The 16,184-nt window shown below is 39.1% G+C and carries 18 protein-coding genes and 1 riboswitch; all 18 genes read left to right on the top strand.

Annotated features, from left to right (window positions below; genetic code table 11):
- Positions 1–596: 596 nt before the first annotated feature.
- Positions 597–1,349 carry a TetR/AcrR family transcriptional regulator gene (locus K9N40_10265; GenBank protein ID MCF7814850.1) on the top strand — a complete coding sequence of 251 codons (753 nt, stop codon included), beginning with the start codon at positions 597–599 and terminating at the stop codon, positions 1,347–1,349.
- Between the two features lie 79 nt (positions 1,350–1,428).
- Entirely contained in the window at positions 1,429–2,520 is a 1,092-nt protein-coding gene (locus K9N40_10260; protein ID MCF7814849.1) for a hypothetical protein, read from the top strand.
- 27 nt (positions 2,521–2,547) lie between these two features.
- Positions 2,548–3,240, top strand: a complete 693-nt coding sequence (locus tag K9N40_10255) for an ABC transporter ATP-binding protein (protein MCF7814848.1) — start codon at positions 2,548–2,550, stop codon at positions 3,238–3,240.
- Between the two features lies 1 nt (position 3,241).
- Positions 3,242–4,414, top strand: a complete 1,173-nt coding sequence (locus K9N40_10250; GenBank protein MCF7814847.1) for an FtsX-like permease family protein — start codon at positions 3,242–3,244, stop codon at positions 4,412–4,414.
- Positions 4,415–4,427: 13 nt separating this feature from the next.
- Positions 4,428–5,693 (top strand): FtsX-like permease family protein, encoded by a 1,266-nt coding sequence (locus K9N40_10245; GenBank protein ID MCF7814846.1) that lies wholly within the window; start codon positions 4,428–4,430, stop codon positions 5,691–5,693.
- Positions 5,690–6,427 carry an outer membrane lipoprotein-sorting protein gene (locus K9N40_10240; GenBank protein MCF7814845.1) on the top strand — a complete coding sequence of 246 codons (738 nt, stop codon included), beginning with the start codon at positions 5,690–5,692 and terminating at the stop codon, positions 6,425–6,427. The genes K9N40_10245 and K9N40_10240 overlap by 4 nt, the downstream gene beginning before the upstream one ends.
- 84 nt (positions 6,428–6,511) lie before the next feature.
- Entirely contained in the window at positions 6,512–6,760 is a 249-nt protein-coding gene (locus K9N40_10235) for a hypothetical protein (protein MCF7814844.1), read from the top strand.
- A 164-nt stretch (positions 6,761–6,924) separates the two neighbouring features.
- Positions 6,925–7,070: riboswitch (molybdenum cofactor riboswitch) on the top strand.
- Between the two features lie 45 nt (positions 7,071–7,115).
- A complete protein-coding gene (locus K9N40_10230; protein ID MCF7814843.1) occupies positions 7,116–7,913 on the top strand; it encodes a hypothetical protein in 798 nt (265 codons plus the stop codon).
- Between the two features lie 14 nt (positions 7,914–7,927).
- Complete coding sequence (locus K9N40_10225) at positions 7,928–8,458, top strand: ECF transporter S component (GenBank protein ID MCF7814842.1); 531 nt, start codon at positions 7,928–7,930, stop codon at positions 8,456–8,458.
- Positions 8,459–8,659: 201 nt separating this feature from the next.
- Complete coding sequence (locus tag K9N40_10220) at positions 8,660–9,565, top strand: molybdopterin-dependent oxidoreductase (protein MCF7814841.1); 906 nt, start codon at positions 8,660–8,662, stop codon at positions 9,563–9,565.
- Positions 9,553–10,008 carry a hypothetical protein gene (locus tag K9N40_10215; protein MCF7814840.1) on the top strand — a complete coding sequence of 152 codons (456 nt, stop codon included), beginning with the start codon at positions 9,553–9,555 and terminating at the stop codon, positions 10,006–10,008. The genes K9N40_10220 and K9N40_10215 overlap by 13 nt, the downstream gene beginning before the upstream one ends.
- 178 nt (positions 10,009–10,186) lie before the next feature.
- Entirely contained in the window at positions 10,187–10,426 is a 240-nt protein-coding gene (locus K9N40_10210; protein MCF7814839.1) for a hypothetical protein, read from the top strand.
- A 104-nt stretch (positions 10,427–10,530) separates the two neighbouring features.
- On the top strand, positions 10,531–10,944 hold the full coding sequence (locus K9N40_10205) for a hypothetical protein (protein ID MCF7814838.1): 414 nt from the start codon (positions 10,531–10,533) through the stop codon (positions 10,942–10,944).
- Between the two features lies 1 nt (position 10,945).
- A complete protein-coding gene (locus K9N40_10200; protein MCF7814837.1) occupies positions 10,946–11,596 on the top strand; it encodes an energy-coupling factor ABC transporter ATP-binding protein in 651 nt (216 codons plus the stop codon).
- A gap of 182 nt (positions 11,597–11,778) precedes the next feature.
- Positions 11,779–12,624 carry an energy-coupling factor ABC transporter ATP-binding protein gene (locus tag K9N40_10195; protein ID MCF7814836.1) on the top strand — a complete coding sequence of 282 codons (846 nt, stop codon included), beginning with the start codon at positions 11,779–11,781 and terminating at the stop codon, positions 12,622–12,624.
- Positions 12,621–14,567 (top strand): TonB-dependent receptor plug domain-containing protein, encoded by a 1,947-nt coding sequence (locus tag K9N40_10190; protein MCF7814835.1) that lies wholly within the window; start codon positions 12,621–12,623, stop codon positions 14,565–14,567. The genes K9N40_10195 and K9N40_10190 overlap by 4 nt, the downstream gene beginning before the upstream one ends.
- 192 nt (positions 14,568–14,759) lie before the next feature.
- Positions 14,760–15,446: an energy-coupling factor transporter transmembrane protein EcfT gene (locus tag K9N40_10185; GenBank protein ID MCF7814834.1), complete on the top strand. Its 687-nt coding sequence runs from the start codon at positions 14,760–14,762 to the stop codon at positions 15,444–15,446.
- A gap of 358 nt (positions 15,447–15,804) precedes the next feature.
- Positions 15,805–16,184: alanyl-tRNA editing protein (locus K9N40_10180; GenBank protein ID MCF7814833.1), on the top strand; the 380-nt coding region annotated here is incomplete at its 3' end.

Here is a 16,184-nt window from a genome sequence, read left to right as displayed (position 1 = left end):
TTTATGGTGTTTTAGGCTATACCAATTTATAAAAGGAGCATTTTTGTTCAATCAATTTTTTACACTTTTTTGTCTCTAATCTTTTGTGTTTCAATATGATAGTTTAGCACTTTAAAAAATTTTTCGGGGGATGAGTGGATTAATATTTGCTTGCATCCCCCGGAAAAAAAATTCTTTTTCAGAAATCAATAAGAAGAAGCATGAATTTCAATATTTCAAGCCCATGAATTTATTCATGGGTAAATTTTCAAATCTTTTTGAAATAACCATTTCAATGGTTTATAATTTGCGAAACGGTTGAAACCGTTATAAATTTTATATTCGGTATCTGGTTTCCCACGAATGACCCGCTGAAATTGTATTGATTTCAGAGGTTAAAAATTCGCGGGCTTTGCTGGATAAGGTTTTGGACGGGAAAAATAACAACAATTTCATTTATTACAATAAATTAGGTTTATAACTTTCAATTTTTTCGGGGGAAACGTGGATTAGTATTTGCTATGTAAACTGAAATTATTTAAAACACATCAGAAAGCAATTCCCCAAAAAAAACTTTACAAAAACTCCATCTTGAAATAAGTAGACCGACGGTCGGTATGTTTGATAAAAACGTACTGATTTATGGAAATTTTTTCGAGGAAGAAGGTAAAGTTATGGGTAGAGTTGTGAAAGATCCTGAACTGAGACGAAACGAGATTATGTCAGTAGCGCAAGCGCTGTTCTATAAAAATGGTTATAAAAATACTTCGGTGAATATGATCATCGAAGCACTTGGCATTTCCAAAGGTGCATTCTATCATTATTTCAAATCTAAGGAAGATCTGCTGGACCAATTGGCAGAAAACTTTACCAAGGAAATTTTAGCTTCGATGCAAGCCATTATGAATGATAAAGATTTAAATGCAATCCAGAAATTAAATCAGGTCTATCTGAAAGGAAGCATCTACAAAGCAGAGAGATTTGATTTTATTTTAACCCTGATAAATGCGATCTATAATGATGACAATCTGTTCCTGAGATACAAATTTAATCAGAAATCACTGGATTATTCTTTGCCCATGATGACAGAGATTTTGAAGCAGGGAAAAAAAGAAGGTGTGTTTAGAATAGAAAATCCTGAAATTACAGCACGGCATATTCTGTTATTCGGCACAAGTATCGCTTCCCACAATGCCGAACTGCTGCAAAAGCTGAAGGAAGTTCCGCAAAAGATCCATGAAGTTATGCAGAATTTCAGGGAATATCAAAAATCCGTAGAAAGGATTTTAGGTGCGCCGGAAAATTCCATAAAAGCCTTTGATAAAGCATTTCTGGAAACACTGGAAAAACATTACAGGGAAAAATTATGATATTTCTTTATTCCAGATTTCTCCCTTGTAAAGGTGAGACGACTGAACCACTAACGAGTGTTCAGACAGAGGGGTTATAATGAAGAAAATAACTCTCATCTCTTTTTTCCTAATATTTATAGTAAGTTTATCTGCCTTTGAATATGAGTTCAAAAATAAGCTAACTTTGAGTGGACGTTTGTTTGAAGAATCGAGCCGACAGAGATATCATTTGAATGCAAATTACAAACCCAATCTTTTTGTTACTTTTTTTCAAAATGAAAGTTTTTCAATAGATACAGAGCAAACGGCTGAATTGTATTATTACAAGCATGAATCTGACCTGGAAGAAAATAGTGAACATGATATTGAACTCTACAGAAGCTGGCTGCGTTTTTCGGCTTTGCAATACGAAATTCGCCTGGGATTGCAGAAGATCAATTTTGGAACAGCTCAAATTTTGCGACCTCTGCAATGGTTCGATACAATCAATCCAACTGATCCGCAAAAAAATTCGGAAGGTGCAGAATCGCTCTTGTTCCGTTATTATTTTTTGAATAATGCCAATCTCTGGATTTGGGGAATCAAACCTGATAAAGATGGAACAAGTGTGGCTGGAACTGATCTCGAAACTAATGGATTTGAATTTGGCGGACGTCTGCAATATCCTTTCAAATTTTGCGAAGCTGCGTTTAGTTATCATCATCGCAATCTCGATGATCTGCAATGGGAAAATGAAGATCGTTTTGGTTTGGATTGCCGCTGGGATTTTGAGATAGGTCTGTGGCTGGAGACCATGCTTTCCGTGATGAATGCAAATAATTCTGAATATTACAAACACTTTTTTACAGTTGGTGCAGATTATTCCATAGCTGTTGGGAATGGTATTTATCTTCTGACAGAGCACATGTTCTATGAATTTTCTGAAGAAATTCCAACTTTATTCCAGGATTCTTATGCCTCATCAGTAATGCTTTCCTATCCTGTCGGCAGGCTGGATTCCGCATCTGCGATAGTTAATTATAACTGGCTGACAGAAAACTATAACTACTATTTTTCGTATTCCAGAGCTTACGATTTTCTAAGTATTTATCTCAATTTTTTCTGGAATCCGGATTTTGATGAATATCCGATTCCTGAGTATGATCAGGATGGAAGATCAGTGCAGTTATTGCTGGAAATGAATTTTTAGGTGAAAAACTAATAAAAGGAATATGTTATGGCTCTAATTAAAATTGAAAACATGACCAAAACCTATCCCATGGGACTCAGGAAATTCACAGCTCTGGAAGATATTAACCTGAAATTCGAGGAAGGTGAATTCACTGGAATTGTCGGTCCCAGTGGCAGTGGAAAAACAACACTTTTAAATATCATCGGTTCGCTGGATTCCCAGTCAGAGGGTAAAGTTTACGTGATGGAAAAATCAGTTGCAGATTTAAACTCCAAAGAATCAGCTCAGTTAAGAAGCAAATATATTGGCTTCATTTTTCAGACCTACAATCTGCTGCCTGTTTACACAGTTTTTGAGAATGTGGAATTTCCCCTGCTGCTGCTGAATATGACGACCGAGCAGAGAAAAAAAGCCGTCTTGGATGCCTTGGAATGGGTTGGACTTTCCGATAAAAATAAATCCCGTCCGGCTCAACTTTCCGGTGGTGAAAGTCAGCGCGTGGCAATTGCCCGGGCAATCGTTAAAAAACCAACCATCGTTCTGGCTGATGAACCCACTGCAAATCTGGATGCAGATAACTCGCATCACATTCTGAAAACAATGCAGAAATTGAATAAAGAACTGGGAACAACCTTTCTTTTTTCTACTCACGATGCCAAGGTTATTCAATATTTACGCCGCAAGATCACTCTTTTGGATGGGAAAGTAGCCAAAGACGAAATCGTGAAAGGAGGTTGAAATGATCTTCAAACTTGCCTATAAAAACATAATCGGTGCCGGCCTGAGAACCTGGCTGAATATTTTCATACTTTCGGTTGCATATTTCTCCATTATTGCCCTGCAGGGTTTTTTCGTTGGTTGGAGTGAAGATGCTACGCGGGAGATCAAAGACTGGCATATTGCCAGTGGACAATTCTGGCAGCAAACTTATGATCCTTACGATCCTTTTACTTTAGACGAAAGTCATGCCGAGATCCCTGCTGAATTAAATAAGCAGATCGTCGGCGGAAATGCTGTTCCCATCCTGCTCTCCCCTGCTTCTATTTATCCGAAAGGAAGAATGAAAAGCATCTTGCTGAAAGGCATCGATCCGAACCAGAAATTATTGAAAATTCCCACGGAGTTCCTGAACAACGATACTGAAGAACTTGGTGCGATTATCGGCAGTAGAACAGCCAAAAGTGCGGAATTGAATGTTGGTGATTTCGTAACTCTGCGCTGGCGGGATGCCAACGGAGCCTGGGATGCCACTGATGTGAAAATCAATCATATCTTCGAAACAACGGTGCTGGCAATCGATACAAATACTCTCTGGATTCCGCTTGCTAAAATGCAGCAGATGCTGGAGTTGGATAATGAAGCAACTAAAATCGTAATGAAATATGTGCCGGAAAATTTGAATTATAGAAATTGGGAATTCAAAGATGAAGCCTTTCTTCTGCAGGACCTCAAAAACATGATCCAGGCTAAAACTGTTGGTTCTTCTATAATGTATCTTCTTTTACTTTTCATGGCAGGAATCGCGATTTTTGATACTCAGATATTATCAATTTTCCGACGCCGCAAAGAAATGGGAACCATGATGGCTCTGGGAATGACCAGGAAGAAGATCATCGGGCTTTTCACTTTGGAAGGTTCTCTTCATGCTGTTTTAGCGATATTTGTTGGTGCAGTTTACGGGATTCCATTACTGAGCTATTTCGAAAAAGTTGGCTTGAATTTTGGTGCCAGCGGAGATGATTACGGCATCAGCGGTCTTACCGATACACTCTATCCGCAATATGGTGTGAAACTGGTTTTAGGAACTATAATCCTGGTTCTGATCACCGTTACGATAGTCAGTTATCTTCCCAGCAGAAAAATTGCCAGACTGAAACCTACCGATGCTCTACGCGGAAAAATGACAAAATGACGAGGTAATATTAATGTTTAAATTCATAATAAAAGGACTTTTAAAAGATCGCAGCCGCAGCTTATTTCCCATTCTCACTATTTCTGCCGGCGTAATGTTAACTGTGTTAATGTACAGCTGGCTGAACGGTTTTGCTACGATGACGATTCGAGAAAATGCCAGATTCTCTACCGGGCATATAAAGATCATGACGCGAGCTTATGAGAAAATGGCTGAGCAGCGTCCACTCGATCTTGCCCTACTGGGAACAGATGAGATCGTGAAAAATGTAAGAGAGAAATATCCAGAGATAACCTGGTTACCTCGAATCTATTTTGGCGGTCTTCTGGATCTTCCTGATGAAAATGGTGAAACCAAATCTCAGGGGGAGATCATGGGAATGGCTGTTGATCTGCTTTCCAACAATAAAGAAAAAGACTTGTTGAACCTGGAAAAAGCAGTTATTCAGGGCAGACTTCCCGGTAAACAGGGCGAAATCCTGATCAGTCAGGAAGTTGCAGATAAAATGGGAATAAAGCTGCAAGATGATGTTACAGTTATCACTTCCACTATGTTCGGTTCACTCAGTATGTACAATTTCAATGTGTGTGGAACGATTACCTTTGGTGTATCGGCAATGGATCGCGGCGCTGTGATCATCGATCTTTCCGATGCCAGATATATGCTGGATATGGAAAATGGAGCCAGCGAAATTCTGGGTATTATGCCCAAATACGATGAAGAAAAAACTTACAAAATTTCTGTGGAATTCAATTCAGAATTTACAGATGAAAGTGATCAATATTCCAGCATTATGAAACCTTTACGCGAACAGAACAACCTGGATTTCCTGATAAGCTCGATGGATGAACGCCTGGGAACGATGATTTTCATTTTCGTTTTCATAATGTCTCTGGTGCTCTGGAATGCCGGCCTGATGAACGGAATTCGCCGTTATGGAGAAGTTGGCGTAAGACTGGCAATTGGCGAAAGCAAAGGGCACATCTACCGCATGATGATCTTCGAATCTTTGATGATCGGAGTGGCAGGAACCATCATCGGAACTGCGATCGGTTTAATTTTTTCCTATATTCTGCAATATACAGGAATCGACATTAGCAATCTGATGAAAGATGCGAAAGTTTTGATGAGCACCAAAATGCAGGCACAAGTTAATTCTACCAGTTATGTAATTGGTTTACTTCCAGGAATTTTATCTTCAGTTCTGGGAGCTGTTATCTCTGGAATTGGAATTTATAAACGAAATACAGCGCAATTGTTCAAGGAGTTGGAAACATGAAAAAATTAATAGTTTTGATAATAATATTATCCTGCGGTTTGATCTTTGCAGAATATCCCGATGGAAATACGATCCTGCAGAAAATCGACGACAACATGTACTCCAAACAGGTGGTAAGTACTATGCAGATGATAGTTTATGGCAACAGAGTAAATAAAACCATGAAATTGAAATCGTGGAGCGAAGGCGAAGAAAGATCGTTTTCCGAATATCTTTTCCCTCCCAAAGATGCCGGCACTAAAATGCTGAAACTGGGCGATGATCTGTGGATCTTTGAGCCGGAAGCAGACAGAACCATCCAAATAAGCGGACACATGCTGCGGCAAAGTATGATGGGCTCAGATCTTTCCTACGAGGATATGATGGAGGAGACTGAGCTTTTGAAGCTTTATGATGCAAATGTAATTGGTGAAGAAGAATTCAATGAAAGCGATTGCTGGATTCTGGAACTTACCGCAAAAATTAACGATGTAGCTTATCAAACTCGCAAGATCTGGGTTGATAAGGAAAAATATCTGGCTTTGAAGGAAGAACGTTTTGGCAAGAGCGGAACACTTCTCAAAACCACTGAGATCAAAGAGGTTTTCAAAGTCGATGGCCGCTGGTATCCTAAACGGATTATCATCAAGGATGCACTGAAAGAAGGTAAAGGAACCGAGATCATTTTTGACGAGATAAAATTCGACGTAAAAATCCCGGCAATCAAGTTTTCCAAGGCATCACTCAGGAAGTAATTTTATTGTTTTAATCTAAGTTCGATCTTCCTGCTTGACACCATTATCAAGTTTTAGCTCTATTGATTCAGGAGGTAAAAAATAGTGATTTTTTTGTATCTGGTCTTATTCTTTATAGCATTGATACTGTTCAGTACATTTATGGTAGCCAGCTATCTAAAGCAAAACGGAGTTAAGGTCGATGTTTTGTGGCTGCGCTTCAAATTCTTCTATTATCTGCATCAATACAATAAGATCACTCGCATGCAAAATGGTCGAGTTGGAATCTATTTTTACCTCTGGCTTATCAGCAATATTGGATTGATTGCCACTATTATTGTAATGAATTTGTGAATATTGAGAGGATCTGAATTCACACAATAAAAACAGGTGAAACATGTGACATCTCACTTCTCACCTCTCACTTCTCACCTCTAACTCCTCACTCCTCACCTCTGTTGTCGCAATCAGGAAGATTGCGCTACGATTTCCTCATTGACATAATAACTTATTTTTTCTTTCTGAACCTGCGCCGAGTAAGTGTGTCTAAAACGGCAAATTAGCCGCAAGAACACTTACCGATTGGAATTGTAATATTCCATGAGGGTATATTCGGAAACGGATATGCCTCCCGTATTTGGAAAGGCGAGTGAGTAAAAAATTCGAAGCTCAACTTGCCTTCAAAAAAATAAAAAATTTTGGAGGTAAAATGAAAAGAAATCTAACTTTTCTCTTATCAGCACTCATCATCTTGATGTTTGCATTTGGCTGCAGCGAAAAAGACAGTACCGGAAATGATAACGATGATCCAACTCCACCAGAAATAGCACAAACTCCCGATCTGGAAATGACCTTCCCCGATTCCGCTGATCTGGTAGATTTTGTTGGTGAAGATGTAGATTATGAAGGTGAAATTGTAACAGGTTACAATCTGGTTCAATTTCTCGATTTTGATCGTGATGGAGTAGATGAACTGGAATACACTTATGAAATCACTTCTGATGATGGCTATTCACCGCGACAAGGCGGCAATCCCGATCTTTATTTCAGTCAATTCGAAACCGGCTATCTGCTGCCAACTGAAAAATTCCGAACCTATTTTCCCAGCGATGAGATTTTCACGGCTTACGATGTGAAGTACGCTTTACAGATAAACTTGTATCGAGCTGTGATTGTAATAGATGCAGATGGAAATGAGATCACATTCCAAACCGGAGCTTTTGAAACAGAAGACGTTTATCATGAATCAGGAAATGGCAACTTTTATACCGATCCCGGTTTTGAACTCGATTATTTTATATCAAAATACGTTACTGAAAATCCTGAAAATTATGAATATCACTTCACAGCTTCCGATGATTATACAAAAGAATATACTTGGGAAGATATTCAAACCGGCTATTGGCTAACAACTCAAAACAAAGCTGTTTTCATCGATGCAGAAGGAAATGAATTGCAAAACAGCTTCAAATATCTTATTCGAATAGAACTGGTAGCATTATCGTAAAGGATTTACCAGTTATGTTCAAAAAATTCACATCTCAAGATCTTTTATACATAGCCATTTTCAGTGCTTTGGGGCTGGCGGTCAAACCGATCGTCACCCCGCTTATTCATCTAATTTCTGCTCCTTTGATGATTCCGGGCGGATCTCTGGCTGGCGGATTTTATATGATGTGGATAGCGTTGGCAATTGCTGTCGTCAACAAACCCGGAACCGGCATTTTAATTGGAATAGTGCAGGCAATCGTGATGATCTCGCTGGGTTATTTTGGAAATCATGGTGCAGTTTCTCTTATCAGCTACACTTTACCTGGAATAACAGCGGAAATTGTTGCTCATATTTTCAAAGAAAAATCATCTATTACAGCTCAAACTGCGATCTGCACATTTGCCAATATCAGTGGAGCTTTGGTTGTAACGCTTCTGGTGATGCGACTGGCAACAATCCCATTACTTATTTCTCTGGTTGCTGCTGCAATATCAGGAATAGTTGGTGGAATGCTTTCCTATTCACTTTTCAAGAAATTAAGAAAATACAGGATAGTATGATGCAACGAATTAGAAAAGTTTATTCGAAGCATTTAATTGATTATCCCCCTTCGGAAGGGGGAATCAAAGGGGGTTTTCTTTGCTGAAATGCACTTTTAACATGATTAACCCCTCTTTATCTCCCCTTACAAAGGGGAGCTTAACATCACTTCTACAAAGAACAAATTTTATTAAATCTCGAATACAAATTAGGAACAACTTATGAAGTTTAAAATTATATTTTTTTTATTACTGATAACCTTTTCACTCTCCTCCATCACTTTAATTGATGGTAAAAAATCACATGAAATCAGTTTAGAACAACTGAAAACATTTCAGCAAAAAAAGATGGAAACTCACCGCGAAAAGAACGGAAAGGTAAAAGTTGAAAAATGGACAGGAGTTGCTTTACTGAATATTCTACAGGAATTTCAGATCACAGATTACGATCAATTGCGTTTTACTTCGGAAGATAATTATCAAGTGCGGTTAACAAAAACAGAAATAGAAGATTACAAACCGATAATCGCTCTAAAGAAAAATGGAAAACCGCTAAACGAGGATAAAATCCGCCTTATAGTTCCACAAATCCGTGACATGTTCTGGATTCAGGGAATTGCTGAAATAACAACGGAGCAACTAAATGAAATGCCTCTTCCATACACCATTTTTACTGCTGAGTCGATTCTAAAAGAAATGGAACTCATAGCTGACCCGACACCATTTAAGGATATGTCAGGTTACTTCTTTATCGATTTTGTAGATGATGTTTTTCCGATGCTGAGAGGTGAATTTCTCCTGATCAGTTCAGATGGCGTTTCCCACAAATTGGATTTTGATAAATATTTAAAAAACGCTGTTTTAATCTTCGATGCTGGAAAATACAATCTGCAGAGTCCAGACATGCCGGGTGGAATGTGGATTAAAAATCTGGCTTACATCCAGATGTTTGATCGAGTTATTTTTTTCAGAGATCAATTTTTCAACTGGCACGATCTGGCAAAACTGGCTGGTTGGAAGGAAACACCAAAAATACTGATAGATCAGGATGGAAATCAGATTGGTATTAAGATCAATTTTGATGATCCTAAGTGGCAGATTATAAAGAAGGTTACATGGCAAGAATAGCAGTTTTGCTTATAGTTATTATATTGCTTTCAGGATGTTCGGGATCAGGCATCCTGATAACAGGAAATATTGCTGGTCGTCAAGTTCTGCGCCAAACAGGAAATCTTTCTGAAATTCTACAGCAAAAAGAAATTCCGGCTGAATATGCTCTTGTGATCGCAGCAGATGGAACTGCGTTTTTTATTTCTGAAAGATCATTTTCGGAAATAAAAATAGCGAAAGAGAAAGGAAAGTTTAATTCTACATCAAAGACCTTACCACCAGTTTGCAATCTGAAAAATATCGTTGAGATCTGCATCTATTATTCTGAATATCCTGTTATTGATAACAAAACTCCCTTTTCTTCTCGATTGGAAGATTTTGAATTTTTTGGGCAAAACTCTAAAAATGATCATTTCGTGCGGAAATATAGATTGAAAGAGAAAAATATTGAGTCATCCTGAGCGGAGTCGAAGGATTGATGAATACATCAACCCCCTCGGTCCCCCTTGGCAGGGGGAAGTGTGAGAGAATGTGAAAGAAAAATGAAAGAAAAGAATAGCTTATCCACAATTCTAAATCGAAGAAATTCTCCCCTGACAAGGGGAGATACGGCTTTAGCCGGAAATGGGTTTTAATCATATGAAAAATAATCTATTAATTCTTGCAATACTTATCGTTCTATTAGTTGCTCTTCTACTTATCCGGAATCATGATGAGAATCTGGAAGATGGCATCGTTATCATGCAAAATGAACAAGAAGTAATTATCACATTTCCCCAAATCGATAAACTTCAGAAACATAATTTCACCACAAATCGCAGTGATGAATACATCAACCCCACGGTCCTCCTTGACAGGGGGAAGTGTGAGAGAATGTGAAAGAAAAATGAAAGAAAAGAATAGCTTATCCACAGTTCTAAATCGAAGAAATTCTCCCCTGACAAGGGGAGATACGGCTTTAGCCGGAAAGGGGTTTTAATCATATGAAAAATAATCTTTTAATTCTTGCAATACTTATCGTTCTATTAGCTGCTCTTCTACTTATCTGGAATCGTGATGAGAATCTGGAAGATGGCATCGTTATCATGCAAAATGATCAAGAATTAATTATCTCTTTTCCCCAAATCGATAAACTCCAGAAACACAATTTCACCACAAATCGCGGTGATGAATTTACAGGAATTCTGCTTTCTGAGATTTTGGAAAATTACGATTATAATAAACTTAAACTGCACTCCTCAGATGGTGGAAATTTAATACTGAACAGGGAAGATATTTCCAATGCTTACATCATAGAAATGGATGATATTGATGAACGTAGTTTCCGGTTGATCATTCCAACTGATGAATTTAGACAGCGCTGGATGAAATACATAAAATCGATCGAGCTGAATTGAAATGCTACAATTAAACAATATCTCATTTCGTTATCAACATGCTGAAAAACCGATTATTGAAGATTTTACATTTCTTGCCAGACCAGGCGAAATTATTGCCATCAAAGGAGACAGCGGCAGCGGCAAGACAACGCTGCTCAATATAATTTGCGGCGTTATTCCCAAAATGATCAAAGGAAATTTCAGCGGTCAGGTTTTGTGGAATAATCAAGATATTGATAAGTTGACCATGCCGGAAACAGCACCTCACATCAGCCTTTTACTGCAGGAACCGGATAATCAGCTTTTTTTTCCAACCGTGGAACAGGAACTGGCTTTCGGTCCGGAAAACATGAAGATCTCAGCCAACGATATTCATCAACGTATAACTGAAACTTTGTGTAAACTAGGAATTCCACATTTGAAAAATGAAGATACGAATACTCTTTCTTTTGGGCAGAAAAAACTGGTAACCTTTGCTTCAATTCTCACTCTCTCTCCTTCCATTTTTCTGTTGGATGAAATCAGTGCCGGACTTTCAGAAAAGCATCTTGAAAAGGTAATCAATATAATCAAAGAACTTTCTAAGAAGGAAAAGATCATCATCCTGGCAGATCATCATTCGCAGATCATGGAAAATGCAGATCGGATAATTGAGCTGAAACCTTCGTAATGGTCGAAGAACCTTCCGAATGGTTGAACGATGTAATGAGGATTTTCGATTTATGATCGATTCTTATAAATTTTTGAAAAAGTTTCTCTTCGCAAGTGGAGAAAATCCTGAAGTCATCACGAGTGATTCGACTCTTGCCGAATTGTATCGAAAGATCGGGATAGTGGGGTTTTGTAGTTAAAATGAATAGTATAGATATTTCTCAAAACAATGGTTCACAAATTGATCGTTATGAATCCACTCCCAGTGGAATATCCATAGGATTCCACGGGATAAATTTAGTTCCCCCTTCCGAAGGAGGACAGAAAAATCAATTCAAGGTATCCAACCTCTCCTTCAGCTATAAACAGCCGCTATTTTCCAACCTGAATTTGGAGATTCCTTTTGATGAAATTACAGTTCTCACCGGAGAAAACGGCAGCGGTAAAACAACTTTCTGTAGAATTCTGTCAGGACTGATCAAAGATTATGAAGGAACTATTGAGATTCGAAGAAGTGAAATAAACGAAAAGCCCCTTTGTCCGGAAAACCCGGACATTTCCCCTTCTCAGGGGAAGAAGTTGGATTTGAAAAAGCTGTCCATTCAGAAAATCTCAGACTTTATGATCTATCACAAACAGGAACCGCAAGGCAACATCGTAGCAGCCACGCCCGATGAAGATCTCAGCATCTGGCAGAGTAAATTTACCAGAAGATTAACTGATGAAGATCAAAAGAAAAGAAAAAAAGTTTTAGCTGAATTAGACATCTCTGAATTGCTGGAAACACCCTTCTGGGAACAGAGCAGCGGACAGATAAAACGCAGCGGATTGGCTGCGTTATTATTGAATAAAGAAAAATTCTGGATTCTGGATGAGCCGTTTTCCGGACTGCATCAGCAGATCGTAGATAAAATGATACAAATTTTGATAGAAAGAAAAAAATCAGGTTTTGGAGCACTCATCATTTCCCACAAAACGGATCAGTTAAATGATTTTGCAGATCACATTCTTAAAATTGAAGATGAATTTATTAAGGAAATAAAATGATAAATTCTAAAGTAATCGTTCCTCGTCCTTCGACAGAGCTCAGGATGACACAAGCTCGGAAGGTGATATTGTTAGTTTTCTTCCTTCTTACTTCCTTCCTTACCGCTGCAGAAAAGGAAACTAACAAACAAGACGCACTTCGTCATTATCAATTGGAAGGTATTCGCGTAGTCGCAGAAAAACCACAGGAAACAATTGGTTCGATTGAAGTTAAATCGTTCGATCCCAGACAAACTACGACCGAAATGAACATGGCAGAAGCAATCGGTGACGTTTCTGGCTTGGACGCTTCAACCGGAGGAAAAGCCGGAACCGATCTGAGAATTCGCGGCTTTAAGAATGATCAGATCAAATTTATGCTGGATGGCAGACCGCTGGGAGGTGGTTATTTTGGCAACGTTGATCTCAGTACAATTCCTGTGTCGGAAATTAAAGAAGTTCAAGTACTTAAAGGTCCTGTTTCATCGCTTTACGGCAGCGATACGATGGGTGGAGTTGTAAACATCATCACGCGTGGAGCAAACAGCGAGAAATGGCTGAAAGCCGGATTGCAATCTAAACGCAACAACACGAACAAAATATATTTATCCTCATCACATGATGTGGGAGAATGGGATTACTGGATTTATGCTTCCCGCTTTCACACCGATGGTTTTATGATGTCAGATAACTTCCAAGCCACTCCTTACGAAAATGGTGCAGTTCGCAATTACACAGCTCGCAATCAATACGATTTTCAAAGCAAAATAAATTTTACTCTTTTCGATTTTCATTCCATTGGAATTCAAGTCGGCTATACTTTCATGGACAAAAAGGAAATTCCCAGCAGCATCTACGAAAACAGGTTGCGAGATTTTACCAAGTGGCATCGGATGCAGCTTTCGGGAATTGGTTCATTCCAAATCTCACCCTACTTAAAATCGGATGTAAATATTTATTACGATCAGTACGACGACACTTATGTGGAGTACAATGCTGCTACAGGAGAAATATATCCACAGTGGCCTTCCTACCTGGAAAGCTGGATCTTCGGGGTAAATCAGAAAAACAACTGGGAAATTTCTGCTAGTGCGCGAGCTTTATTTGGTTATCGCTTCGAGAAAGAAGTTTACAATCGCAAGGATAATGGAAATTACCCCGATTGGACCAGCAATAATCAACAGAAACACAACGGATTTGCACAAATGGAATACAACTGGAAAAATTTCACATTTTCCGGAGGTTCGGGCATTTCCTACTTCCGACCCAAAGGCATAGGAAGCTGGCAGGCCAATCCGGAGCCGGCTTTTGGAATTTACTGGGAAGATCTTTGTAAACTTTCGCTGGCTTTTTCTTCCAATACTCGCTATCCCAATCTGCACGAGCTGTTCAGTTCCAGCAGCGGCAATTTGGATTTGGAAGAACAACGTGCCCGGAAATATGAACTTACTTCGCAGATTCCGATAATTTTAAGTGGAATCAACGGCTCTTTTTCCAGCAGTTTTTTCTATAATGACATCACAAATCTGATCGATAAAGTTGGTGATATTTACCAGAATCTTTATAAAGTTCAAAATTACGGAACTGAATTTACGTTGAACTTTGACTGGCTTTGGGAACATAAGATCGATTATGCTTATATAAAATATCTGGATGACAGCAACTTAAGTCTTCTGGAAGTTCCACAAAACACAGTCAACATAACTGAAACTAAAGAATTGCCATGGCAAATCAAACTGCGATATAAAGCAGATTGGAAAGACATACGTTATGCTGATAATGATGCCGGTCAGATCGTTACCTTGGATTCATACTGGCTTCATTCGATCTATTTTCACAAAAATTGGAAAGATTACAAATTCTCTGTTGGAATGGAAAATATCCTGGATAAAAACTATCTGGAAAAATTCGGTTATCCGGGACCGGGAGTAAATTTTGTGTTTAATTTGGAAGTGGGAATGTAACGCAAACATCCTGTTTGCGATTTTAGAGATGAGATGTGATACTTGGAGAATATGAGAAGATTTTATATGCGGCAGCAAGAGCTGCGAAAATCTTGCGTTCCCAAACTGGAGTTTAGGAACGAGGAAAAATATGAAATCAGGAATTATTGAATGAAAATCAAATTGAACCTGCGCACAACCCTCATCATCGTGATGGCGATCACATCGCTTTCTGTGATCTACAACACAGCGGAAGTGCAAGCTGTGCTGATCGCTATTTCGCTGGTTCTGCTTCTGAGTATAAATCCTTCCCGCAAACGCTTTCAGCGCATCTGGCACCGACTCAAACTGATTCTGCGTCTGGTCGTCACGCTCATGGTTTTTCAGGTTTTGTTCCGTCACGAAGGTGAAACCCTCTGGCAGTGGCAGTTCATTCAAATAACTTCCGGTGGTTTAGCTTACGGAGCAGCTGCCAGCCTGCGTTTTATGCTCATCATCATCATTGCCGGGCTGCTCTTCGATATTCCTTATTACGATTACCTGCTGGCGTTTCGGGCCTGGAAATTTCCTTACGAGATCTCTTTTCTGGTGGCAACCGTAATTCACTTTATCCCGATTTTCCATCGCCAGTTCCAGCGCAGCAAAGAAGCTCTGCATCTGCGGGGAATCGAACTGAGCAGACTGCCGCTGATCACGCGCAGTAAAGCTTTTATTTCGCTCATCTTTCCAGTAGTGGCACGAGCCATTTCGGAAGTACGGTATCGCGCTATTTCCTTGGAATTACGTGCTTTTCGCCTTTACCCGACCCGCACTTATCTTTACCAGCAGAAGTTGCAATGGTGGGATTGGTACATTCAGGTGGGAGCGGTGATTTTGTTCCTATCTCTACTTGTCTCATAACCTTGTCACATGCCACATGCTGAGGTTGTTCAATTTGTCTGAGAAAACACCATGAATAGCCTTGCCTTTCATGGCAAGGTGCAAGAGATATTATCTTCAAACTTATTGCTGCTTTTTCCTGATCAGCAAAAAGCAGCTTTTGATCTTGGGAAAACTTATCAACCCCACCATAAATGACGGGGCTATTGAGAAATAATCAACTGATATCAACATTTTTATATCGCTGTGGGATAATCCGGCGGAATTCCACAGGTCAGGAAAAACGCAACTATTGAAATAAGTAACCTGTAACATCTGCGTTGACAATCTGCAATACTTACTGCAATTGTAACATCAAAAGATTTTTGGGAGAATCAAAATGACAGATTTGTTATATTTGGAAGATAGTTATTTAGAAGAATTTAAGGCTAAAGTATTGGAAGTTAATGATGATGCAAAAACGATCGTGCTGGATCGTACAGCGTTTTATCCCACCGGTGGCGGACAGCCCTGCGATACTGGAGAAATTGAATTTGCCGGAAAAGTTTCCAGAGTGACAAAAGTGAAAAAGATCGACAGCAGAATTCGTCATTTTATCGAAGGAGAATTACCGGAAGTTGGAACTGAGATCACAGGCAAAATCGATTGGGAACGACGTTACAAAATGATGCGCACTCACACTTCCATGCATGCTCTCAGTGCAGTTGTATGGAGAGATTATCAGGCGCAAGTTACCGGTGGCAATATCGAGCCATTAGC

The organism is Candidatus Cloacimonadota bacterium (assembly GCA_021734245.1).
Taxonomy (GTDB): domain Bacteria; phylum Cloacimonadota; class Cloacimonadia; order Cloacimonadales; family TCS61; genus B137-G9.
The sequence above is the reverse complement of the archived record's forward strand: the minus strand, read 5'-3'. Positions and strand labels throughout refer to the sequence as shown.